At 69.5% G+C, this 20,928-nt stretch carries 18 protein-coding genes and 1 pseudogene; 7 read left to right on the top strand and 12 right to left on the bottom strand.

Going from position 1 to position 20,928, the window contains the following annotated elements:
• Nucleotides 1-14: 14 nt before the first annotated feature.
• The 4 genes from fxsT to ABZV77_RS34640 all read right to left on the bottom strand — a co-directional run bounded on the left by fxsT (nt 15) and on the right by ABZV77_RS34640 (nt 5,773).
• Complete coding sequence (gene fxsT, locus ABZV77_RS34655; RefSeq protein WP_356265838.1) at nt 15-3,365, bottom strand: FxSxx-COOH system tetratricopeptide repeat protein; 3,351 nt, start codon at nt 3,363-3,365, stop codon at nt 15-17.
• A gap of 10 nt (nt 3,366-3,375) precedes the next feature.
• Nucleotides 3,376-3,744 carry a hypothetical protein gene (locus ABZV77_RS34650; protein WP_356265836.1) on the bottom strand — a complete coding sequence of 123 codons (369 nt, stop codon included), beginning with the start codon at nt 3,742-3,744 and terminating at the stop codon, nt 3,376-3,378.
• A gap of 129 nt (nt 3,745-3,873) precedes the next feature.
• Nucleotides 3,874-4,749: an undecaprenyl-diphosphate phosphatase gene (locus ABZV77_RS34645; RefSeq protein ID WP_356265834.1), complete on the bottom strand. Its 876-nt coding sequence runs from the start codon at nt 4,747-4,749 to the stop codon at nt 3,874-3,876.
• Between the two features lie 319 nt (nt 4,750-5,068).
• Nucleotides 5,069-5,773: a TVP38/TMEM64 family protein gene (locus ABZV77_RS34640; RefSeq protein ID WP_356265832.1), complete on the bottom strand. Its 705-nt coding sequence runs from the start codon at nt 5,771-5,773 to the stop codon at nt 5,069-5,071.
• Nucleotides 5,774-5,822: 49 nt separating this feature from the next.
• Between ABZV77_RS34640 and ABZV77_RS34635 the strand changes: the two genes are divergently transcribed.
• Nucleotides 5,823-6,533, top strand: a complete 711-nt coding sequence (locus ABZV77_RS34635) for a DNA alkylation repair protein (protein ID WP_356265829.1) — start codon at nt 5,823-5,825, stop codon at nt 6,531-6,533.
• A gap of 4 nt (nt 6,534-6,537) precedes the next feature.
• Here ABZV77_RS34635 and ABZV77_RS34630 read toward each other — a convergent pair whose 3' ends face one another.
• Entirely contained in the window at nt 6,538-7,155 is a 618-nt protein-coding gene (locus ABZV77_RS34630) for a helix-turn-helix domain-containing protein (RefSeq protein WP_356265826.1), read from the bottom strand.
• A gap of 86 nt (nt 7,156-7,241) precedes the next feature.
• Between ABZV77_RS34630 and ABZV77_RS34625 the strand changes: the two genes are divergently transcribed.
• The 3 genes from ABZV77_RS34625 to ABZV77_RS34615 all read left to right on the top strand — a co-directional run bounded on the left by ABZV77_RS34625 (nt 7,242) and on the right by ABZV77_RS34615 (nt 11,184).
• A complete protein-coding gene (locus ABZV77_RS34625; protein ID WP_356265823.1) occupies nt 7,242-8,693 on the top strand; it encodes an amidase in 1,452 nt (483 codons plus the stop codon).
• Nucleotides 8,694-9,022: 329 nt separating this feature from the next.
• Nucleotides 9,023-10,201 carry an elongation factor Tu gene (gene tuf, locus ABZV77_RS34620; RefSeq protein WP_356265820.1) on the top strand — a complete coding sequence of 393 codons (1,179 nt, stop codon included), beginning with the start codon at nt 9,023-9,025 and terminating at the stop codon, nt 10,199-10,201.
• Nucleotides 10,202-10,389: 188 nt separating this feature from the next.
• Entirely contained in the window at nt 10,390-11,184 is a 795-nt protein-coding gene (locus tag ABZV77_RS34615; protein ID WP_356265996.1) for a fused MFS/spermidine synthase, read from the top strand.
• Here ABZV77_RS34615 and ABZV77_RS34610 read toward each other — a convergent pair.
• Nucleotides 11,143-11,433 (bottom strand): annotated as a pseudogene (locus ABZV77_RS34610) (MFS transporter); the annotation flags it as partial. The gene ABZV77_RS34615 and the pseudogene ABZV77_RS34610 overlap by 42 nt on opposite strands.
• Nucleotides 11,434-11,463: 30 nt before the next feature.
• On the opposite strand from ABZV77_RS34610, the gene ABZV77_RS34605 reads away from it, so the two are divergent.
• Complete coding sequence (locus tag ABZV77_RS34605; protein ID WP_356265817.1) at nt 11,464-13,095, top strand: recombinase family protein; 1,632 nt, start codon at nt 11,464-11,466, stop codon at nt 13,093-13,095.
• 174 nt (nt 13,096-13,269) lie between these two features.
• Here the strand turns inward: ABZV77_RS34605 and ABZV77_RS34600 are convergent, their stop codons facing one another.
• The 4 genes from ABZV77_RS34600 to ABZV77_RS34585 all read right to left on the bottom strand — a co-directional run bounded on the left by ABZV77_RS34600 (nt 13,270) and on the right by ABZV77_RS34585 (nt 16,814).
• Nucleotides 13,270-14,649, bottom strand: a complete 1,380-nt coding sequence (locus ABZV77_RS34600) for a replication initiator (protein WP_356265993.1) — start codon at nt 14,647-14,649, stop codon at nt 13,270-13,272.
• A gap of 313 nt (nt 14,650-14,962) precedes the next feature.
• Complete coding sequence (locus tag ABZV77_RS34595; protein ID WP_356265814.1) at nt 14,963-15,160, bottom strand: hypothetical protein; 198 nt, start codon at nt 15,158-15,160, stop codon at nt 14,963-14,965.
• Nucleotides 15,157-16,458: an FtsK/SpoIIIE domain-containing protein gene (locus ABZV77_RS34590; RefSeq protein WP_356265811.1), complete on the bottom strand. Its 1,302-nt coding sequence runs from the start codon at nt 16,456-16,458 to the stop codon at nt 15,157-15,159. Before ABZV77_RS34590 ends, ABZV77_RS34595 begins: the two co-directional genes overlap by 4 nt.
• Nucleotides 16,458-16,814: a hypothetical protein gene (locus tag ABZV77_RS34585; protein WP_356265809.1), complete on the bottom strand. Its 357-nt coding sequence runs from the start codon at nt 16,812-16,814 to the stop codon at nt 16,458-16,460. The genes ABZV77_RS34590 and ABZV77_RS34585 overlap by 1 nt, the downstream gene beginning before the upstream one ends.
• Before the next feature lie 163 nt (nt 16,815-16,977).
• Between ABZV77_RS34585 and ABZV77_RS34580 the strand changes: the two genes are divergently transcribed.
• Complete coding sequence (locus ABZV77_RS34580; RefSeq protein ID WP_356265806.1) at nt 16,978-17,760, top strand: GntR family transcriptional regulator; 783 nt, start codon at nt 16,978-16,980, stop codon at nt 17,758-17,760.
• A 410-nt stretch (nt 17,761-18,170) separates the two neighbouring features.
• Here the strand turns inward: ABZV77_RS34580 and ABZV77_RS34575 are convergent, their stop codons facing one another.
• Complete coding sequence (locus ABZV77_RS34575; RefSeq protein ID WP_356265803.1) at nt 18,171-18,470, bottom strand: hypothetical protein; 300 nt, start codon at nt 18,468-18,470, stop codon at nt 18,171-18,173.
• A 322-nt stretch (nt 18,471-18,792) separates the two neighbouring features.
• Nucleotides 18,793-19,278, bottom strand: a complete 486-nt coding sequence (locus tag ABZV77_RS34570) for an ATP-binding protein (RefSeq protein ID WP_356265800.1) — start codon at nt 19,276-19,278, stop codon at nt 18,793-18,795.
• Nucleotides 19,279-19,556: 278 nt separating this feature from the next.
• Between ABZV77_RS34570 and ABZV77_RS34565 the strand changes: the two genes are divergently transcribed.
• The gene (locus ABZV77_RS34565; RefSeq protein ID WP_356265797.1) at nt 19,557-20,927 is read left to right on the top strand and encodes a sporulation protein; all 1,371 of its coding nucleotides are present in this window, start codon (nt 19,557-19,559) and stop codon (nt 20,925-20,927) included.
• Nucleotide 20,928 lies beyond the last annotated feature (1 nt).

Genomic DNA, 20,928 nt, shown 5'->3' with positions numbered 1-20,928 from the left:
CGGTTTCCGACCGGTCAGGCCGTGAGGGGCTCGAAGTCCCAGTGCGGCCGGTTGCGGGCCCGGGCCGAGATGGTGTGGACGTGCTCGCTACCCAGGGTCGCGATGAGGTCCGCGATGGCCTTCTGCTCGTTCTTCTCGGCCTTCTGGTGATGCCGCAGGTCGCGTAGGTCGGCCGCGTAGGCGATGCGGGCGGACAGGGTGAGGGGGTGGGTGCGGCCGAGGGTTTCGGTGGCCCGGGTGAACGTGTCCTTGCTGAGCTCGGCAGCCGACTCCGTGTCGCCGATCAGGTTGCGCAGGGCGGAGGCATTGATGGCGCAGCCCAAGGTGTGAGGGTGCTTCACCCCTATCGCCGCCGTCATGTCGGCCAGCGCCTGCTCGATCAGCGCATGTGCCTGCTCCCGCTCCCCGAGGCTGCGCAGGACCAGGGCGTGGTTGACGCGGGCCCCGGCGATGAGCGGGTGGCCCGCCACGAGGAGTTCCTCGTAGCGGGCGATGATGGACGCACTGGCTTGGTGTGCCTGGTCGATGTCGCCGTGCTCGCGCGCGAAAAAGCTCTGGCTGGTCGCGAAGGCCAACGTACTGGGGTGCCCTGCGCCCATCCGGCGCTCACCGGCCTCGAGCACTCGGGAGAAGAGCTGCTCCGCCCTGCCACGGTCCCAGTTGCGGTAGTGGCACAGCGCGAGGTTGTGTTCGGCGCGCAACGTGTACGGGTTGTCCGCTCCCATGGTGACGCGGTACTCACGGACATTCATCTCCTGTCTGGCCTCGGCCTCCGCATAGCGGCCCAGCAGCCGCAGGTCGATGGCGTAGGAGGCCTCCGAGAGGAGTGTCCAGGGATGCCGCCCCTTCAGCAGTGAACGGCGGGCCTGCACCGTCTCCCTGTCGGTGTCCAGGGCCTCTGGGTAGCGGCCGACCAGCCGCAGCGAGGAGCCCAGGTCGTGCAGGGCGTCGAGGGTCCTCGAATCCTGTGCACCGAGGAGGTCAACGTAGGTCGCATGCAGCCGCTGGCTCATCTCCAGCGCCTCGTCGTAGCGGCCGAGACCCCACAGGTCGGCGGCGCGCCCGCCGACTGCGCGCAGATGGTCCGGATCCAGCTCGCCGTGCTCCTGACGGAGGTGTCCGACGGCGGTGCGGTCGAGGGTCTCGGCGCGTGCGTAACTGCCGACGACGCGCAGCAGGTTGGTGTGGTGATACGTCAGTTCCCAGATCCGGGGGTGCGTCTCGCCGAGCAGCGAGCGCCATGCCGTGATGGCGCGCTCGCCGAGCTTGATACCGGCCTCATGGTCGCCGGAGATGTACATGTAGCGCAGGCAGTTGAGGACCAGGTGCTGGACCTCGGTGTCCTCGCTGTTCAGGACGTCCGCGTACGTGAGGTGCGGCACGATCTCCGCATACGCGTCCCACAGGCGGGTGTCGGTGGGACGTCCCGGGTCGGCCGCCGCGAGCGCCCGGCGCGCCACCTCGATGAATGCGCCCCGGGTCTCCTCCGGCATGTCCGTGCGCACGATTTGGTGCACCATGCGGTGCAGGTACAGCGAGTCGCCCGGCAGCATGGAAGCGCCCGAAGCGGGCTCGTGCGGAGTGGACTCGTGCGAGGTGGAATCGTACGACTTGAGCCGTACCACCGAGTACTGACGCAGCTGATTGATCGCCCGGTTCCACAGCAACGGATCGTCCAGGAGTCCGACCAGTCGGTCCGGCAGATCGTCGCGAGGCATGGCCTTCAGCAGCCCTACCGGGATGAAGCCGGGGGCGAAGAAAGTGCACAGGCGCAGCAGGTCGACCGAGGCCGGGAGGGACTTGTTGAGCTTGTTGAGGAGTATTGACCAAGCCGTCGGAAAGGCGACCGGGAAGTCTGCGGACACCTTGAGCGCGTCCTGGGCAACGCCATTTTCCAACAGGCCGATGTAGTCCGTGACGGTTTGGTCCGAGTCATTCAGCCAGCCCGCTGCCTGGTCCAGCAACAGCGGCAGATCCTCCGACGCCTCCGCCAGCTGGTCCGCTCCGGCGTCCGTCAGACGCGGAGCGCGGCGCCGGACGAACGCCACCGACTCGTCGCGGTCGTAGACGGGGACCTCCAGCAGTTTGCTGTTGTGCTCGCTCCACTGGAGGTTGCGGGAGGTGATGAGCACGTGTCCCGGGCCGCTGGGCACGAGATCCGAGATCTGGTCGGGTTCGTCGGCGCCGTCCAGGACCAGCAGCCACCGGGAGTACGGTTCGCCGCGGCGCAGCGAGTCCCGGACCGCGCGCAGCCGCTCGGCGTACTCCGCACCTGTGGACAGGCCCAGTTTCGCCGCGAGTTCGGCGACGAGACGCCGGTACTCCACCCGTGCCCAGGCGTTGACCCACCACACCACGTCGTACTCGGAGCCGAACCGGTGCGCGTACTCGGCCGCGAGCTGGGTCTTGCCCACCCCGGGCATCCCGTGCAGCGTGAGGACACCCGCACCGGACTCGCTGCCCTGCAGCAGGTGGTGGGCCTTGTTCAGGAGCGACTCACGGCCGGTGAACCGGGTGTTGCGGCGTGGCACGTCGCCCCAAACCTCGGGCATGGCCGGAGGGAACCGTGGACTGCGCCTCGTGGCTGGGGTGTGTCCATCGTCGGCGGACGGCACCAAGGCGGCGCGGTTGCGGGCGATGCAGATCCGGGCAGCGGTGTTGCGGCTGCGCTGCTGTGGGAGAGGGAGTGACCTGGCCCGGAGCTCGCCGAGCACGTGCTCATAGAGGGTCGTCATGTCCAGCAGCTCACCCGCGCCCGGCACACCCTGTTCCAGGGCTTTCAGGAGTGCCCCGGTGAAAGCGGTGTTCGGTTCGCCGGGCGGCGCCAAGGCCCTGGCGTTCTCGGAGCATGCGGTGATCAAGCAGGTGCCGGCCACCTCGAGCTTCGGCAGGATGCCACCGAGGCCCGGGGCTCCCATCTCACCGGCCATGGCGCGTCCGCTGTAACAGCAGTCCAGTAGCAGCACCTTCTTCTCGGCCGCACTGCTGAGGAACACCCGGCGCAGAAACTCGAACCGCAGCGCGGATTCCACGTGCACATCGCTCAGTCTGGAGCCGGGCAGCGAGAGGTAGAGCTCTTGGTCCACGGGGTCGAGCAAGCCGTGGCCCGCGTAGTAGACGATGAGTGTGTCCGTGGCCGCGTTCGCCGCGCTCCGCACGGCATACAGCACGTCACTCTCGTGCGACGGCTGCGACAGGACGGTGATCCGATCCTGCCGAATCCCCCAGTTGGTGGGGTCGGTGAACAGCCTGGCCAAGTCGGTGAGGTTCTTCTTCACCGCGGGGAGCGATTCCAGCTGCTCGAATGCGTGGCATCCGATGAGGACGACGGCGGAGGTGTCCACGCCGCAGAGCTGATCGGTCATCGCGGGGCGCTCATCGCTCCGGGCGGGCCCGCTGCAGCATCTCGGTCAGCTCGCGGAGCGTCTCTTGGTCGTCCGTGTTCACGGTGACACTCACTCCGTTCGCCTCGATACGGACCGTTGGCGGTGGAGATGGTCGACTGGAACGCCACAGGGCCACCGACAACAGCAGGTTGCCGAGGGCGATCGCGTTCGAGGCCGCGACATTGATCAGTTCCAGGGCGGACGGGCCCATGGCACCGGATGACTCGTCCCCTGCACCTGGTTGCGTCGCTTGCATCGTCACGTGACCGCGCAGCCCCCGGTCGCTGAGCAACCACCGCCGGAGCAAGGCGGCCTCGTCGCCCGCGGCAGGACTATCGACGCTGAGTGACATCTCCATGCTTCCCCCGCAGAACGCGTCCCGTCCTTGTGCACTGTCTGGTCTTCTACCACACAGCGCCGAGGGCGGTCAGGTCGATGGCGGATCGGCGCCCCGGCAGCGCACTGCCGACCTGCGCCGCCCCGAGACCTATCCTGCCGACTCACCCGCATGCGGGCTGAGTTCACCCACGCCGACCAGGATGAACAGGACGATGCCCAGCAGCACCCGGTAGTAGACGAACGGCATGAAGCTCTTCGTGGTGATGAACTTCATGAACCAGGCGATGACCGCGTAGCCGACCACGAAGGCGATGATCGTGGCGAAGATCGTCGGGCCCCAGGAGACGTGGCCGCCCTCGCCCGCGTCCTTCAGCTCGAAGACGCCGGACGCGAGGACGGCGGGGATGGCGAGGAGGAAGGAGTAGCGGGCCGCGGCCTCGCGGGTGTAGCCCATGAGGAGGCCGCCGCTGATCGTGGCGCCCGAGCGGGAGACGCCGGGGATCAGGGCCATCGCCTGGCAGATGCCGAAGATCAGGCCGTCCTTGACGCCGAGTTCCTTGAGGTCCTTGCGGCGGCGTACCGCGCGGTGCTTGCCGCCCGTTTCGTCGCGGGCCGCCAGGCGGTCGGCGACGCCGAGGACGATGCCCATCACGATCAGCGTCGTGGCGATCAGGCGCAGATCGCGGAATGGGCCCTCGATCTGGTCCTTGAACGTCACGCCCATGACGCCGATCGGGATCGAGCCGACGATGACCAGCCAGCCCATCTGGGCGTCGTGGTCCGAGCGCGGCACCTTGCCGAAGAGCGAGCCGAACCACGCCGACAGGATCCGCGCGATGTCCTTGCGGAAGTAGATCAGCACGGCGGCCTCGGTGCCGATCTGCGTGATCGCGGTGAACGCGGCCCCGGGATCGTGCCAGCCCGCGAACGCCGCGGTCAGCCGCAGGTGCGCGCTGGAGGAGATCGGGAGGAACTCGGTCAGCCCCTGGACGAGCCCGAGGATGAAGGATTCAAGCCAAGACATGAAAACTGCGCCGTCCAAGTACTGATCATCAGGCCGCGGGTGCGGTCGTAGCGGTCATAGAGGGGCGTGGCTGAGGCGTGGCTGAAACGTGACTGCACGGTGAGCGGGCGGAACGCCGGGGCGCGGGGGCGATCACGTCCCCCGTCGTGGGGCAGCGTAGCGCTCCAGGGTTACGGGACGGTGGGAGGGCCGACCGGTGGCTGTGGCGTCGTCCGGTCGTCGCCGGTGCTTCGCCCGTACGCCGCCGGCACTTCGCCGGAAGTTCACCCGCTCTTCTGGCGGGGAGTGCGGGGAGTGGGGCGCGCGGCGCCCGTTCGGCTCAGTGGTCGCGGAAGTGGTGGCGCTTGAACCACGCCACCGCCGCCCCGCCCAGCCCCGTCACCGCGATGAACCCCATCGCGACCAGGAAGACGGGCGACGTCGGCGTCGACGCGCGGGCGCCCGCGATGACGTACGCGGCCGTGTTCGGGATCGAGCCGAGGCCCGTCGCGAGCAGGAACGGCAGCCAGCCCATGCGGGACACCGCCGCGCAGTAGTTGGCCGCGGCGAACGGCACGCCGGGGAACAGCCGCACCGCCAGCATCGAGCGGAAGCCGTGCCGACTGAGCTGGCCGTCCACGGCCTTCAGCCAGCGCCCCCGCAGCAGCGGCCGCAGTGCGTCCTGGCCCAGCATCCGCCCCAGACCGAAGGCGATCCCGGCACCGAACACCGTGCCTGCGATCGCCGCGCCCAGGCCCACCTGCGAGCCGAAGAGCGCGCCCGCCGCCAGATTGAGCAGCGGACGCGGCACGAACGCGGCGGTGCACACCCCGTACGCCACCGCGAACAGGGCCACCGCCGTGGCGCCGCCCAACTGCGCGGGCCACCCGTCGGAGAGGAACCGCTGTGGCTCGAAGACCAGCACGCACGTCGCCGCCGCGGCCAGCAGCATCACGAGCAGGGAAAGCCGCGACCACGGCGAGAGCAGAGCCCTGGCGCAGCGCACGGCGAGGCCCTGCGGGCGGGCGGTGGCGGTCTCGAACATCCGGGAAGAGTAACCGGCTCATGTGTCTGATCGCCGTATGGTGCGTCTCATGAGCGTCACAGTCCCGAGCGCGGTGCCGAGCAGTGACCTGGCGGACACGGTCCTCGAACGGCTCGTCGTGAGCTACTCGGCGGCGGCCGATCCGGAGCGGTCCGTGCAGATGAAGGCGTATATGAAGGACATCGCCCCGTTCCTCGGCCTGACCTCACCGGTGCGCCGCGACCTGTCCCGCGCCGTCCTCGCCGGTACTCAGCGCCCCGACGAAAAAGACTGCAAAGCGATTGCCCTGCGCTGCTGGGAACTGCCCGAGCGGGAGTATGCCTACTTCGCCGTCGACTATCTGCGCCGCCATGTGAAGCGTTGCTCGTCCGGTTTCCTGCCCGTCGTCCGGCACCTCGTGGCGTCGCGTCCTTGGTGGGACACGGTCGACGCGCTCGCCGCCCACGTCGTCGGGGGCCTGGTCGCGGCCGACCCGGGGCTGCGGGCCGCCATGGACGAGTGGATCGAGGACGACGACCTGTGGGTGGCCCGGACGGCTCTCCTCCACCAGCTCCGGTACAAGGCGGACACCGACACGGAGCGGCTCTTCGCCTACTGCGTACGCCAGGCGGGGCACCCCGATTTCTTCGTCCGGAAGGCGATCGGCTGGTGTCTGCGGGAGTACGCCAAGACCGATCCGGAGGCCGTACGTGCCTTCGTGGAGCGGGAGCGCGGGAGGCTCGCGCCGCTCTCGGTGCGTGAGGCGCTCAAGAACCTCTGACCGCTCAGGTCGCGGTGGCCGGGCGCTCCGGCCCCTGCCGGTCGAGGACCCCCTCGACGATCGTCAGCAGGCGGTCCCCGGCCCGGTCGATGCTGCCGTTCTGCGTGCTGACCTGTGCGCCTTCGAGCAGGAAGGTGATTTCGGCCGCGGTCTGCTCGGGGTCAGGGAGACCGGCGGCGCCGCACATGCCGACCAGTCGGCGGGTCTGGCGGACCTTGTGCTCCTCGATCACCTGCCGCGCGGGGTGCGAGCGGTCGGGCAGCTCGGCGAGGGAGTTGATGAACGGGCAGCCCCGGTACGAGAGCGACGGCAGGCCCTCGGCGATGAAGCGCGCCAGGCCCAGGATCTGCTCCCTGGGCTGGTCGGGGAGTTCGGTCTCGACCCGGTCGAAGGCCGCCTGGTAGTCGGCGGCGACGATCCGCAGCCACTCGGCGACCAGCGCGTCCTTGGTCTCGAAGTGCCGGTAGATGGCCGCCTTCGTGGTCTCGGCCCTGTCCGCGATCGCCTGGACGCCGACCCGGCGGATGCCCTCGCTCTGGAAGAGCTCTTCCGCCGCGTCGAGGATGCGCTCGCGAGGAGGCAGTTTCGCCACCCTGCTCGGCCTGCTGGTGGTCGCTGTCATGGCTGCTACGGTACCAGTCCGTCCCATGCGATACCGATCGGTATCGCATGGGACTCAACGGTATTGTCCTTGTGCTGGGAGTGGTAGTGAGAGTTACCGAGTACGTGAACTTCGACGCGGTGGGGCTCGGCGAGCTGGTGGCCGCTGGCGAGGTGACCCCCGCCGAACTGGTGGCGGCCGCGCGCGAGGCGGCGCGGGCCGTCGATCCGCAGCTCAACGCCGTCGTCGAGACGTGGCCCACCGACGACGAGCCCGACCCCGGCAGCGCACCGCTGGCCGGGGTCCCCTTCCTGATCAAGGACCTCGGGGTCGCCATGGCAGGAAGGCGGATGGAGCTCGGCAGCCGTCTCGCGGCCGGTCATGTCGCGGGCGCCGACTCCGCGCTGATGCGGCGACTGCGGCGGGCCGGACTCGTGACGTTCGGCCGCACCAGCACCCCGGAGCTGGCCTACAGCATCACCACGGAGCCCGCGCTGTACGGCCCGACCTGCAACCCGTGGGACCCGGAGCGGAGCGCGGGCGGATCCAGCGGGGGAGCGGGCGCGGCCGTCGCCGCCGGGGTGGTGCCCATCGCGCACGCCACGGACGCCGCGGGCTCGCTCCGCATCCCCGCCGCCTACAACGGCCTCTTCGGGCTCAAGCCCACCCGCGGCCGGGTCTCCGCGGGCCCCGACGCCGACGAGATATTCAACGGCCTGGGCGTGCACGGCAGCGTCAGCCGCACCGTGCGCGACAGCGCGGCACTCCTCGACGCGATCCGCGGCCCCGAACCGGGCGCCCCCTACTTCGCCCCGCAGCCGCCCAGGCCCTACGCGGAGGAAGTCACCCGGCCCCCGGGCCCGCAGCGGATCGGTGTCCTGACCCAGGCGTGGGGCGGGCGCCGCACCACCGCACCGGTGGCCGACGCCGTCTCCCGTACCGTGCGCCTGCTCGAATCCCTCGGCCACCACGTGGCGGAGGCGGAGGTCGACCTCGGAGTCGACTGGGAGGAGTTCGTCCTGGCCAACGCCCGGCTGATGACGGCGAACCTCGCGGCCTCGATCGACGGGCTGGCCGCCGCCCTCGGCCGGGCCGTCGACTCCTCGACCCTCGAACCGGTGACCCTGGCCGGATACCGGTACGGGCAGCGGGTCGGCGGCGCCCGGTTCGTCGAGGCGCTGGCGGTACGCAACCGGGTCGCCCGCAGCCTCGCGCGGTACTTCGACACCCACGACGTACTGCTCACCCCGACCCTGCCGGAGCTTCCCATGCTCCTGGGCGCCTACGGGGAGGGTGCGGAGGCGCTGGACGGCCACGGCTGGATCGACCGCCTCAACGACCGCTCGCCGTTCACCATGGCGTTCAACGTCGCGGGCACGCCCGCCATGTCCGTGCCGGTGACGGCCGACGCAGGGACGGGGCTTCCGATCGGCATGCAGTTCGCCGCCGATTATGGGGAGGAGGGGCGCCTCTTCCGCCTTGCCGGGCAGCTCGAACAGGCGAGCCCGTGGTCGGGCCGTACGCCCACGGTGTGGGCAGGCGGCCTGCCGGGCCACTGACGCTCGGGCGGTCGGCAACTCGGTGCCCAGCACGTGCCGTTCGCGCGAAAATCATTCGACGTGGGCGATTTCTTCGGTGAGGATCAGCCACATGTTCCGGTACGCCTTCCTCGCAGCAACGCCCGCAGTCGCGGGCGCTGCGAAGGCTGCCGTCCTCGCACCTGTCGCCTTCACACCTGTCGCCTTCGACGGCGCCCGAAGCTGACCCTCCCCGGACATTCCGGCGGACCCCCGAGGGGGAGGGTCGGTAGGGCCCCCGGGGTCCCCGTCCCGACCGCGCACACCGCGGGTCCGGGACAACAGCTTCGAGTTCCGGAGAAGGAACCACCATGTCCAAGACCGCCTACGTCCGTACGAAGCCGCACCTGAACATCGGCACGATGGGGCACGTCGACCACGGCAAGACCACCCTGACCGCCGCCATCACCAAGGTCCTCAGCGAGCGCGGTGGCGACAGCAGCACCCAGTACGTGTCCTTCGACCGCATCGACCGCGCCCCGGAGGAGGCCCAGCGCGGCATCACCATCAACATCGCGCACGTCGAGTACGAGACGGACACCAGGCACTACGCGCACGTGGACATGCCGGGCCACGCGGACTACATCAAGAACATGGTCACCGGCGCCGCCCAGCTCGACGGGGCGATCCTCGTCGTGTCCGCGCTCGACGGGATCATGCCGCAGACCGCCGAGCACGTGCTGCTCGCCCGGCAGGTCGGCGTCGACCACATCGTCGTCGCGCTCAACAAGGCCGACGCGGGGGACGAGGAGCTCACCGACCTCGTCGAGCTTGAAGTCCGCGACCTGCTCTCCTCGCACGGGTACGGAGGCGACTCCGTCCCCGTCGTACGGGTCTCGGGGCTGAAGGCGCTGGAGGGCGACCCGCGGTGGACGTCCTCGATCGAGGCACTCCTCGACGCGGTGGACACGTACGTGCCGATGCCCGAGCGGTATCTCGACGCGCCGTTCCTGCTGCCCGTCGAGAACGTGCTCACCATCACCGGGCGCGGCACCGTCGTCACCGGCGCCGTGGAGCGCGGCACCGTCCGGCTCGGCGACCGCGTGGAGGTCCTCGGCGCGGACACCGAGACCGTGGTCACCGGCCTGGAGACCTTCGGCAAACCGATGGAGGAGGCGCAGGCGGGCGACAACGTGGCGCTGCTGCTGCGCGGTCTGCCACGCGACGCCGTACGACGCGGCCATGTCGTCGCGGCGCCCGGCAGCGTCACTCCACGGCGCCGCTTCACCGCGCAGGTGTACGTCCTGTCGGCCAGGGAGGGCGGCCGCACGACGCCGATCGCCACCGGGTACCGGCCGCAGTTCTACATCAGGACCGCGGACGTGGTCGGCGACGTCGACCTCGGCGAGGCCGCCGTGGCCCGCCCCGGCGACACGGTCACCATGACGGTCGAACTCGGCCGTGACGTACCGCTGGAGACAGGGCTCGGCTTCGCGGTCCGCGAGGGCGGCCGCACCGTCGGCGCGGGCACCGTGACGGAAGTCGCCTGACGGGTCGCGGCCCGTCCCGCCCGCCTCGGGGGAATCCGCCCCCGGGGCGGGCGGGCACAATGGACGGCGTGGACGAGCATGAGTTCGAGGGCGGGGCCGGGGCGGACGCCCTGGGCAGCGGTGCGGGCGCGGCGGCGGACGAAGCCGTTCCGGTGACCCGGGAAGTCGATCACGGCACGGCCAAGCTCATGCCCGACGTCGACCGGCGGCGCGCCTGGCTGCTCACCGTCGACGGAGCGCCCCAGTCGTACGTCGATCTGGACGACCCCACCCACCTGGAGTTCGAGTACGCGCGCAGACTCGCCCACGTCCTCGACACCGCGGCCGCCCCGCGCACCCCGCTCGACGTCACCCACCTCGGCGGCGGCGCCCTCACCCTGCCCCGCTACCTCGCCGCGACCCGTCCGGGCTCCCGCCAGCAGGTCGTCGAGGCGGACCGCGGGCTGCTCCGCCTGGTCGCCGAGCGGCTGCCGTTGGCCGGGGCGAGCGGCGTCGTCGTGCACGGCGCGGACGCAAGGGCGTGGCTCGACGCGGCGCCGGACGACAGCGCCGACATCGTCGTCGCCGATGTCTTCGGCGGCTCACGCGTGCCCGCGCACCTCACCACGGTGGCGTACGCGCGGACCGCCGACCGGGTGCTGCGCCCCGGCGGGCACTACGCCGCGAACCTCGCCGACGGCGCCCCGTTCGCCTTCCTCCGCTCCCAACTCGCCACGTTCGCCGAGGTCTTCGAGGAGCTCGCACTGATCGCCGAGCCGTCCGTGCTGCGCGGGCGCCGCTTCGGGAACGCCGTGCTGATCGCCGCGCACCGGCCCATCGACATCGAGGCGCTGGCCCGCCGCACGGCCTCCGACGTCTTCCCCGCCCGGGTCGAGCACGGCGACGCGCTGCGCCGCTTCATCGGGGACGCGCGACCGGTACGGGACGAGGAGGCGGTCCCGTCACCCGAGCCGCCCGACGGCGCCTTCTCCATCGGGGGCTGACGCCTCGGCCACGGCCGACGCGACGTGCGTCGTGCGCCGGGTCAGGTTGCGTACGTCCGGGACGAAGAGGACGGCAGCCGTCACCAGGACCACCAGGGCCGCGCAGCCCCAGAGCGACGGGGTCCGGCCGAACGCGGACTCCGCGGGGCCCGCGAGCGCCGTGGCCAGCGGGACCATCGCGATCGAGCCGAACCAGTCGTAGGCCGCGACGCGCGACAGCTTCTCCTCCGGGATCTCCTGGTGCATCGCACAGCACCTCTTCGTAAGTAACCTCCGTACATGGCAAACGACTTGGTCCAACAAGCACAGTGGGGTCAGTTACAGGGGCAGAACTGGGCGGGACTGGCCCGGCTCTCCACTGAAGAATCCGAGGGGGAGCTCTCTCCTGACGATGAGTTAGGGAGCGCCGCCCCGCGGTTCACGACGAGCAGGGACATCAGGAGCACGGAGGAGCAGGAAAGGGACGGCCGACAGTTCATCGAAAGCCGTGGGGGACAGTACGTCTACACCTACATGGAGCCGGATACCTCCGCATGGAAGCGCAGGCGGGTGCGCTTATCGGATGGCAGCATTGGCTATCGCGTCGTACGGCCCGTCTTCGAAGGGGCGTTGGCAGACCTAAAGCGAGGCGAAGCACCGAACGGGAAACCCATCCACGGGTTGATCGTCGTCGACATCGACCGTCTTACGCGTGACCCGCGACACCTTGAAGACGCGATCGAGACTGGCGAGCACTATCGACGGCCGATCATCGACATCACGGGCACGCTGGACCTGTTGACGGACAACGGTCGTGCCATGGCACGTGTCGTGGTAGCCATGGCCAACAAACAGTCCGCCGACACTGCCCGTCGCGTACGCCGCAATCACAAGGCTCGACGCGACCGGGGCATACCGGTGGGAGGGACGCGCCCCTTCGGGTGGCAGCAAGACAAGCGCACCCTGAACCCGACCGAGGCCGAGCACATTCGCGATGCGGCCAAGCGCCTTGCCCTGGGAGCCGAATGGCACGCCATAGTCGCGGACTGGAATCGCAAGGGAGTCACCACGTCGAAGGGAAATCCTTGGACATGGATTGGGCTCAGGGACATGATGCGCAATCCCCGCCTGTGTGGATATCGATCGTACGTAGTGATCGAGTTCGACCCGGAATCGGGCCGAGAGTCGAGGCTCATGACGATCGCACACGACGACAAGGGCCAGCCCGTCAGAGGTCAGTGGACAGCGATCTTGACTGTGCCCGAGTGGGAAGCCGTCAACGAGATCATCGGTGACGGCCCCATGCGCGGGGGTGGTCATAACGCCCGCGTCTATCTGTCCAGCGGCACTCTCCGGTGCGGCAAGGAGGAGTGCGGTTCGGTGTTGCGTGCGATGAAGGCAGCGCCGAGCCGAGGTAAGCCGGAAGGCTACTTCTACTACATCTGCCCGGCCAGGACCACGGGCAAAGGGTGCGGCGGAGTCAAGATCGGAGGCCCGGAAACTGACGAGCTGCTCGCTAAGCTCGTCATCGCGAAGTACGAGGAAGAGGCAAGCAAGCGTCAGGCGGTCAAGGCCCCGCAGCCATGGCCGAAAGTGGCTGAGCTGGAGATCATCCGTGAAGACATTGCCGATCTCAAGCGAGCCCGCAGATCCCGGAAGATAAGCGCTGAGCGCTACTACTCCGATCTCGCCGAGTACGAGGCCGACGAGCAGCGGCTGAAGAAGGAGCGCAATGCGTGGCAGCGTCAGACGCTCACTCATCAGGGCAAACCCGTGGACATGGCCAAGGAGTGGCACAGAGACGGGGTCACCCTCGCTGAGCGTCGGTCGTACATCGCGCGGACGCTGACAGCTGTGATCGTTCTCCCTGTTGGGAGCGGGCGCCGTGTGCCCCTGCGGGACCGGCTTGTTCCGGTGTACGCCGAGACGTAGGGCCTAGGCCGGTCCGGAGCCCGTCACCTCGCGCAACGACGAGGGCGGGCTCTGTCGCGAGTGGATACTTCCACCCCGAGGACAGCGTTCATCCGTCGCCATTGGCGATCGGACCAGCGGGGTGACTTGCGCGCATGGGCCCGCGCCCAGGCCATATCCTCATTCGTCTCTCCGTCATGCGGACTCGTCACTGAGCTGCCCTCTCACGGCAGTCAGCTCATCGCGGACAGCCTCACGATTGGCAGCCAGGTCCTCGGACACCCCTGCTGCGAGCAAGGCTGCACCGGGCGTGTGGCCGGAGCCGACGTAGCGCCAGTGGGCATCGGTGATCGTGCCGGGAGGATCGTCGATGCCGGTTCCCTGGTGTGTGGCTCGCTCGGCGCGCAGAGCCGCAAAGGTCGTCGAGTAGGCGCGTGACTTGGTCAGGATGTGTCCGCGATACCCGAGGGTGTGAGCCCAGGCCCGCAGGTGCAGCGGTGCGAACTCGGCAAGTCCGCCGAGGCGCCAACAGGTGTACATGAGGTTCCGGATATGCCCGGACACGGGAGCCAAGCCGATGTCATCGCAGCTCGAAAGCCGGTGGTCGATGCCTGCACCTGTTTCGCTTGCTCCCTTGGTGACGTACTTGGCGATGTACGCGGCCACCGCATCGTCATCCGGTCCGGCGCCGTCGGAGTTCAGCGGCCGGACGTCGATCTGTGCGCCCCAGCGAAGGGCGAGTTCACCGACGGCCGGACTGTAGAGCGTGGGCACCCGGGCACGATGCGCGGAGGCGTGCACAGCTTCGGTGAGTCGGTCCGCGGTGCCCCATGCCGGGGGTTCCTCGTCCGGCCCGACCGGTCCATCGAGGCGCACGACCGCATGGACGTGGACGGCCGCCCGTTTCTGGTACTCGGCGACCCGGGCGAAGGACAGCCGTGCGTGGTCGGAGAAGCGGGACTGAGGCAGGCCGACGGACGATGCGAGTTGGCGCCGGACGCCGATGACGAAGCGGTCCCACAGCTTGCCCGCGTGCGCGTGCCAGAGGACGTGGGCCGGGTAGTCGTAGCAGTTGCCGCACAGAGGCTGCCCGACATGGGGATCAGCTGAGGCATGGACGGTTCCGCAGCCGCGCGGACGGCCGTGATCGCAGTCGCCACCGTTGCGCCGAGGGCGGCAGCGATCCCCGGCGCGGTGCACGGGTCCGAAGGACGGGGCGGTGAGGGTGACGAAGAGCCGGGGCCGGGCCCGGACCGTGGTGGGGACGGTCTTGCCGCCGAGGAGGCCCGCGCGGACGAGGTGGAAGGTGTCCCCGGCATGGAGGCGGGAGCACGGTGCGCAGACGGTCGCGCGCCTGTTTCGGCAGCGGACGGACAAACGCTCGCCGGGTTCGTCGCGAGTGACGTAGCGGTGCAGGATCTCGCCGGTCGTGACGTCTCGGGTGGTGGTCGAGCCGGTCAGGTGGATCGGGTGGGCGCAGCCGCCGGTGGCGGTGATCTGGGCCAGCCAGCGGGCATACGCAGGATCTTGGGCGATGCGGATGGCGTCGCGGTCTGTTTCGGAGAGCTGACGCAGGCGCGCCGCGCGGTCGAGGGTGGCGCGCCTGCCAGCCGGGGTGGTGTCCGGGGTGATGGTGGGGACCTTCCGGGGTGGGCCGCCGAAGCGGCACGGCGATCAGATGGTGGGCCGGTGTCGGTCATGGGTGCGCTCCGTTGGTCGTCGGTGTGGAGGGGGTGTCTGGGTCAGTGGATGGTTCCGGCGCCCCGGCACAGGCGGCAGCGGTGGCGGTGTGGCCGTCCGGTCCAGGTGGTGCGGGCTCCTTCGCCCTTGCAGGTCGGGCACTTCACGCGGCTCATGGGCATGGCGGTTCGTCCTTCCTGGTCAGGGGTTACGGGTGGGAGAAGCCGTTGATGAGCCAGGTGACGAGTCCGTGGACGGTGAAGACGACCGGGGTCTGGCCGAGGTAGATGCCGAAGAGGCCGACGCAGACCGCTTCCCAGGCGCGTACGTCGCGGGAGCGGACGAGGAGGACGGTGATGATCCCGAAGATCACCGAGAGCGTGAACGCCGTACCTTCGTTGATCACTTGTTGTCGCCTCCCAGGGCCGCGAGAGCGCGGTCTATGGCGGGCAGGGCCGGGGTCAGGACCGCGTGCTGACGGGCGGTGGCCACGGCCTCTTCGGTGGTCGTCAGGTGCGAGCGGGCGCGGCTCCACCCGCCGTCCGGGCCCGTGCAGACGGCCACGCCCTGTTCCTCAGCGGTGATCGACTGGGCGACGGCCACCGCGTCCTTGTTGAGATCGCCGAGGGTCATCTCCGCGGTGCCGGGATCGTTGACGCGGTGGCAGATCCGGCCGCCGAGCTGGGCGCGCAGCGCGGTGACGCCGGGGCCGAGGTCCGAGCCGACGCGCTGTCCGGCGACGACCAGGTGCATGCCGAGTGCGGCACCGAGTTGGGCCAGGCGGAGCAGGAGCGTGGAGCACTGTTCCGCCTCTGCCCGGCTCTCGCGTCGGCCGTCGGATAGGTAGAGCTCGGCCAGCTCGTCGACGATCACCACGACGGGCACGGGGCGCAACGGGTCGGGCAGTTCCCAGATCGAGCGGACACCGGCCGTCCGGCAGGCGTGCATGCGGTCGTGCATGTCGATGACGAGCGCGGTGAGCACGGCGACCGCCTCACGGCGGCATGTGGTGAGGGCGCTGAGCCGCCCGGCGAACAGCCCCAGTTCCATGCCGCCCTTGCAGTCGATGCCGACCAGGGCGACGTCCTGCGGGGCGAGTTGGGTGATCAGCCGGGCCAGCAGGGTGGACTTGCCCGAGCGGGTGGCCCCGGCGATCAGCCAGTGCGGCACCAGCCGGAGGTCCATTACCCAGGCCCCGCCGCTCTCCAGTGCGCCGATGAGCGCGGACAGGAGTGCGGCCGGGGCCGAGACTAAGCCGGGCCGGGCCAGTGGATCACTGGCCGTGGCGGTCAGCAGCACGCGGCCGCGTTCGGGCGAGGTGACGCGCACGGCGTGGACCTTCCAGGCGTGCACGAGCGCTTCGGCGGCCTGCATGAACGTCGCCGGGGTCTGTCCCGCGTGCAGCCGCACGGAGAGGGTCAGTCCCATGCGGGTGGCTCTGGGGAACGAGATGCGCGGGGCGACCGGCCGCAGCGGGTCCCCCTTGACGACCAGGTCGCCGACCAGGCCGCGGGGCGGACGTCGGGTGATCGCGAGGTCGTTGAGCATGGCGACCTTGCGCCAGGTCCACAGCACCCGGCAGGCGGTCACCGGGTATCCGGTGAGATACCAGTGCCAGGCCGGGCGGTGCCGCCGCAGCAGGTCGACCACCACGAACACCCAGGCGAGTGCGGCGAGTCCGAGGGCGAGCAGGATCGCGTTCATCAGGCGCCCCCGCCGCCCTTGGGCGTGGCCGGGGCCGTGAGGCCGGGGACGGGGGTGATGGCGTCGGCGCGGAAGCTGACGCCGTGCCGGTCGCCCATCGCCCAGGCGAACGCCACCAGGCCGGTGACCTTGACGATCTGGCCTTCGTCGATGCCCTTGGGCTCGCCGGGCACGGCGATCTCGATCACGGAGATACGCCGCCGGTCCTGCCGCACGGTGACGGCCACGGTGTAGACGGTGTTGCCGTCCCGGTCCTTCTTCACCTCCTGTGTGTCGGGATTGCTGATCTTTGCTTCGGGCGCGATGGCGCACCGCAGTACGCCGAGCCGCGCCGTGTCCACGGGGATGGACTGCATTGCGTGGGCCTCCCTGGCCGTTTCGACGCCCTGCATATTCGGACGTCACTTGTCCTTACGAGTTGCGACTATGGAGCGGTGTACTCCGAGGGGTCAAGTACTTATGCTGACGAGTGATGTCGCGCGTGCGACGTGCCTACGACTTCAATCCGAAGGTGCCGAGATGACGGAGATCCAACGCCCCGGAGCCCTCTACCAGCAGGTGGCCGCAGCGATCAGGGAAGCGATCCTGTCGGGCGAGTTCGAGCCCGGCGCCCCGCTGCCCTCCGAGGCGCAGCTCATCCAGCGCTACGGGGTGTCCCGCCCCACCGTCCGCAACGCCGTCGCCGCCCTGCGGGCCGAGGGACTGATCGAAGTCCGCCACGGCAAGGGCAGCTTCGTGCGCTCCGACGGCCAGCCCGCCGTCACCATCGAACGCCGCATCAGCCGCGCCCGGGACGGGAAGTTCGTCCTGCCCAACGGCGCCGTCTGGGACGAGGCCGAGGAGCCGACCCCGTACCGCGCCCGCGCCACCCAGGCCAACGGCCAGCTGCTCGGCATCGCCGCCGAGGAAGAGCTCTTCGTCTGCGACCGGCTGCTCATCGACCCCGCCAGCACCACCCGCGCCATGCACCGCACGATCACCCCGCTCGCCGTAGCAGCGGACATCCCGGCTCTTGGAGAGACGCCGCCAGGCCCGCCCCCCGCCACCGCCTACGAGCTCATGACGCAGGCCGGGCACAAGCTGTGGTGGTCCGAGACGGTCCGCGCCCGCATGCCGCTTCCCGACGAGCGCACCACGCTGCGCCTGCCCGATGCGACACCGATCCTGCACGTCGCCCGCATCACGCACGGCACCGACGACCGCCCCTTGATGCTCGAAGAACTCCGCGTCGGAGCGGACCGTGCCGAGCTCGCCTATCGGATCACCGCCGACAAGGAGCCCGCGCGGCGCGCCCGCGCCTGAGAGCCGACGATCGGTCGAAACTTTCTCTACTTCCTCAAGGGCGCGCCTGCGGCGCGCCGGGCCGCCATGGCGCCCCGGCCGGGCGTGCGGCGTGGCCGCCGGTCCCGGCCGGTCGCCCCGCGGCCCGCACCACAACAGCGCGCCCCAGGAGGCGAGACGTGGTCCGGCCGTCCCCGGTCGGGGCCCACGGGGCTGGGGGTCGACGGCCTCCGAGACTTTAGGCAGCTCCCATGGGGCGAGCCTCGAAGAACAGGGGGCCCATCGGGCACACCAGCGGGCAGGTCCAGTACCTGCCCGATGCGCCGGGCGAGCGTAAGGCCCCCTGTTCACTCGCCCCATGGCAGCTACCGCCCAAAGTCTCTGCGGCCGACGACGTGCCCACCCGCGGCCCTCATCAGCGGCTGGGCGCCTCACGCCGTACCACCACCGTCGCCATCCGCGACCGCCTCCAGGAGCCCGGCGAGCCGGGCCACCGCGGTAGGACAGCCCGCCAGGCGTACGAGCCCGCGTCCGTCCTCATCCGTCGAGGCGACCGCCCGCACCTGAGACAGCTCGAACCCCGCCCCGAGCAGTGCCCTGTTCAGCCGGTCTGCGCTCGCCCGTGCCTCACGCCAGCCCGCTACGTAGTCGACGCCGGATACCCACAGTCCAAAGCCCGCACCCTCGACGTCGAGACCATCCCTCAACCCGTCCTCACTCGCGCCGGTCACTCTGCCCACCTCTGTTCTGCTCCAGGTTTCGGATCGTCAACTTCCTTGGCCCAGGGCATAAACGCAGCGCAACGGCCCCGGTACCATCAGGCACCGGGGACCGCTGAGTCCCCTCCCGGACCACCCCGGTTGCTTCCCGGCGCGGGGGTGGTCCGGTCTCGCTATGAGGTTGTGAAGCGCGGCCCCTGGGGGAGGTGTTGAGCTCACCCAGGGGGCCACGCCTCTTGCAGGCCGAGGGGGTCAGGCCTCGGCCGGTGACCGGGCTGCCGTCCACACTCCCGATCGCGAGGGAGCATGCAGGGGGACAGCGGCCCGGCGATCTCTAGGCCGATCTGTCGCCGGAACCGCAGTCGAGGTCGATGCGGCACCACACGGTCTTTCCGCCCACATCCCCTGGTGACCACCAGACGGAGTCGACGAGACGGTGCACGATGAAGAGACCGCGCCCTCTGTCGGGCAGCACTGCCTCAGAGAACTCGACCGCCAGATCAGGTGACATGACCTCGCCCACTGGCAGATCAGGCGGAGTCGAATCTTCGTCACTCACACCGATGAACAGCCACTTCGGCCACATCTTCAGGGTGATGTCGACGCGTCGCGCATTCCCTGGTCGGGCCAGGCACTCGTCCGGCACTGCGTGGTGAACGACGTTGCCGACCAGCTCGGAGACGACCAGGCAGGCGTCATCGATGAGCAGAGGTAGGCCCCAGTCCCGTAGACATGCGCCCACCATCTGGCGTGAGCCGCGCACGGAGTCCGGCGACTCGGCGAAGAGCGTCAGCGCACGGAAGTGTCCAGCGGCCTGCACTCGCTCTTGAGCGTGAGTAGCGGGCACCACAGAAGTGTTCGCTAGGCGTTTGCTATCCGGTGCATTCATAGCGTCCCCTCTCGAAGGCCGACGGGACCTGTGATCCGCCGCTTTCTGTGCCGACCAGTGAACGGCGCAGCGCGTGCGATCGGGAGCGTTCGCCAGGGGGTTCACGTGAACACCGGTGCAGCAGAGGGGGGTTCACCAATGAACCCCTCAGGCATCAACGGCCTGTGCCACGATGAATGCAAGCCGTCATCTCGGGTTGGCAGGAGAGCATGAACCGAGAGCCGAACGCGCAATTGATCTCCGCGATGGACGAGGCACAGGTGTCGAACAAGGGCTTGGCCAAGCGCATGCGTGATCTTGCGCAGCAGCGCGGCATCGAGCTCGGGACAACCCACATCGCGGTACAGCGGTGGCGGTCCGGCTCAGGTATCCAGCCGCAAACAGCGACGATCATGGCGGACGCGCTGAGTTCCAAGCTGCGCCGCCGGGTCACTGCTGCTGATCTGGGATTCTTCAGCCAGTCGGCACCGTCCAGATCGATGCAGGTCAGCTACCAGCAGTCCTTACCCGACGCACTGACCATGCTCGACGGCCTGGCCCAGGAGCGACCGGAGGCTACGGACGGCGACGGGTTGGTGGTCGCCGACGGAGACCTGAGCGCGGCCGTCCTCTCGTGGATGGTCGCTCGCCCCGATGGAGTGCAGGCAGACAGACCTGCATCCCAACGCGTCGGCATGCGCGACGTACGAGCTGTACGGACCGCCGCGGACATGTTCATGCGTCTCGACTTCCTGTACGGCGGCGGCCATGGGCACAAGGCATTGCGCCACTACTTCCGACATGAGGTTCTGCCTCTGCTCGGCGCCAGCTACAGCGAGAAGGTCGGCAACTCGCTCTTCGAGGCCGCAGCCGAGATCGCCCAACTGCTCGCATGGACGGCGTACGACAGCGGGAACCACGGACTCTCGCACCGCTACCTACTCTCGACGCTACGCCTGACCAAGGTCATCGACGATCGGATGTTCGGCGCCCGCATTCTGTCCAACCTCAGCCACCAGGCGAACTATCTGGGCAACCATGCCCAGGCGATCCAACTCGCCCGCGCCGGTGTGGAGGGTGCACACGGCAGGGCAACACCGAGAGCCATGGCGTTGTTCTCCGCGATGGAGGCACGCGCCCTGTCCAACGCCGGGGACCCCATCGGCGCCGGTCGGGCCATGAACGAGGCCGAGCGTTCCTTCGAGCGTGCCGATACCGGCGAAGACCCCGAGTGGCTCAGCTACTTCGACTCCGCGGAGCTCATGGGGGAGTTCTGTCACTGCTTCCGTGATCTCAAGCAGCGCCGCGAAGCTGTTGTGCACGCGCAGCGAGCCGTGAACAACACCGACCCGCAGTACGCCCGGACGCTCGGGTTCTGTCGCATGGTGCTCGCGCAAAGCCATTTGTTGACCGGCGAGTTGGAGGCCGCGGTCACGACTGCCAGCCTTGCGGTCGACGGCGGTGACACGCTCCAGTCCGCGCGCTTCCAGCGCTATGTGAACGACTTCCAGCGCGAGGTCAGCGAGCACTCGGCGAACGCCACCGTGGCAGCGTTCAATGACAAGGTCCGAGAGGCAGTGGCCCGCTTGGAAGACGAGTAGC

The sequence above is a fragment of the Streptomyces sp. NPDC004732 genome (assembly GCF_040609235.1).
GTDB lineage: Bacteria > Actinomycetota > Actinomycetes > Streptomycetales > Streptomycetaceae > Streptomyces.
Note: the sequence above shows the minus strand (reverse complement) of the source record. Positions and strands in the feature narration are given on the sequence as shown.

Bases quoted from the DNA above. Each gene is read 5' to 3' on its own strand.
- fxsT (WP_356265838.1), bottom strand. From the start codon at position 3,365: ATGACCGATCAGCTCTGCGGCGTGGACACCTCCGCCGTCGTCCTCATC.
- ABZV77_RS34650 (WP_356265836.1), bottom strand. From the start codon at position 3,744: ATGGAGATGTCACTCAGCGTCGATAGTCCTGCCGCGGGCGACGAGGCC.
- ABZV77_RS34645 (WP_356265834.1), bottom strand. From the start codon at position 4,749: ATGTCTTGGCTTGAATCCTTCATCCTCGGGCTCGTCCAGGGGCTGACC.
- ABZV77_RS34640 (WP_356265832.1), bottom strand. From the start codon at position 5,773: ATGTTCGAGACCGCCACCGCCCGCCCGCAGGGCCTCGCCGTGCGCTGC.
- ABZV77_RS34635 (WP_356265829.1), top strand. From the start codon at position 5,823: ATGAGCGTCACAGTCCCGAGCGCGGTGCCGAGCAGTGACCTGGCGGAC.
- ABZV77_RS34630 (WP_356265826.1), bottom strand. From the start codon at position 7,155: ATGACAGCGACCACCAGCAGGCCGAGCAGGGTGGCGAAACTGCCTCCT.
- tuf (WP_356265820.1), top strand. From the start codon at position 9,023: ATGTCCAAGACCGCCTACGTCCGTACGAAGCCGCACCTGAACATCGGC.
- ABZV77_RS34615 (WP_356265996.1), top strand. From the start codon at position 10,390: ATGCCCGACGTCGACCGGCGGCGCGCCTGGCTGCTCACCGTCGACGGA.
- ABZV77_RS34605 (WP_356265817.1), top strand. From the start codon at position 11,464: ATGGCAAACGACTTGGTCCAACAAGCACAGTGGGGTCAGTTACAGGGG.
- ABZV77_RS34590 (WP_356265811.1), bottom strand. From the start codon at position 16,458: ATGAACGCGATCCTGCTCGCCCTCGGACTCGCCGCACTCGCCTGGGTG.
- ABZV77_RS34585 (WP_356265809.1), bottom strand. From the start codon at position 16,814: ATGCAGTCCATCCCCGTGGACACGGCGCGGCTCGGCGTACTGCGGTGC.
- ABZV77_RS34580 (WP_356265806.1), top strand. From the start codon at position 16,978: ATGACGGAGATCCAACGCCCCGGAGCCCTCTACCAGCAGGTGGCCGCA.
- ABZV77_RS34565 (WP_356265797.1), top strand. From the start codon at position 19,557: ATGAACCGAGAGCCGAACGCGCAATTGATCTCCGCGATGGACGAGGCA.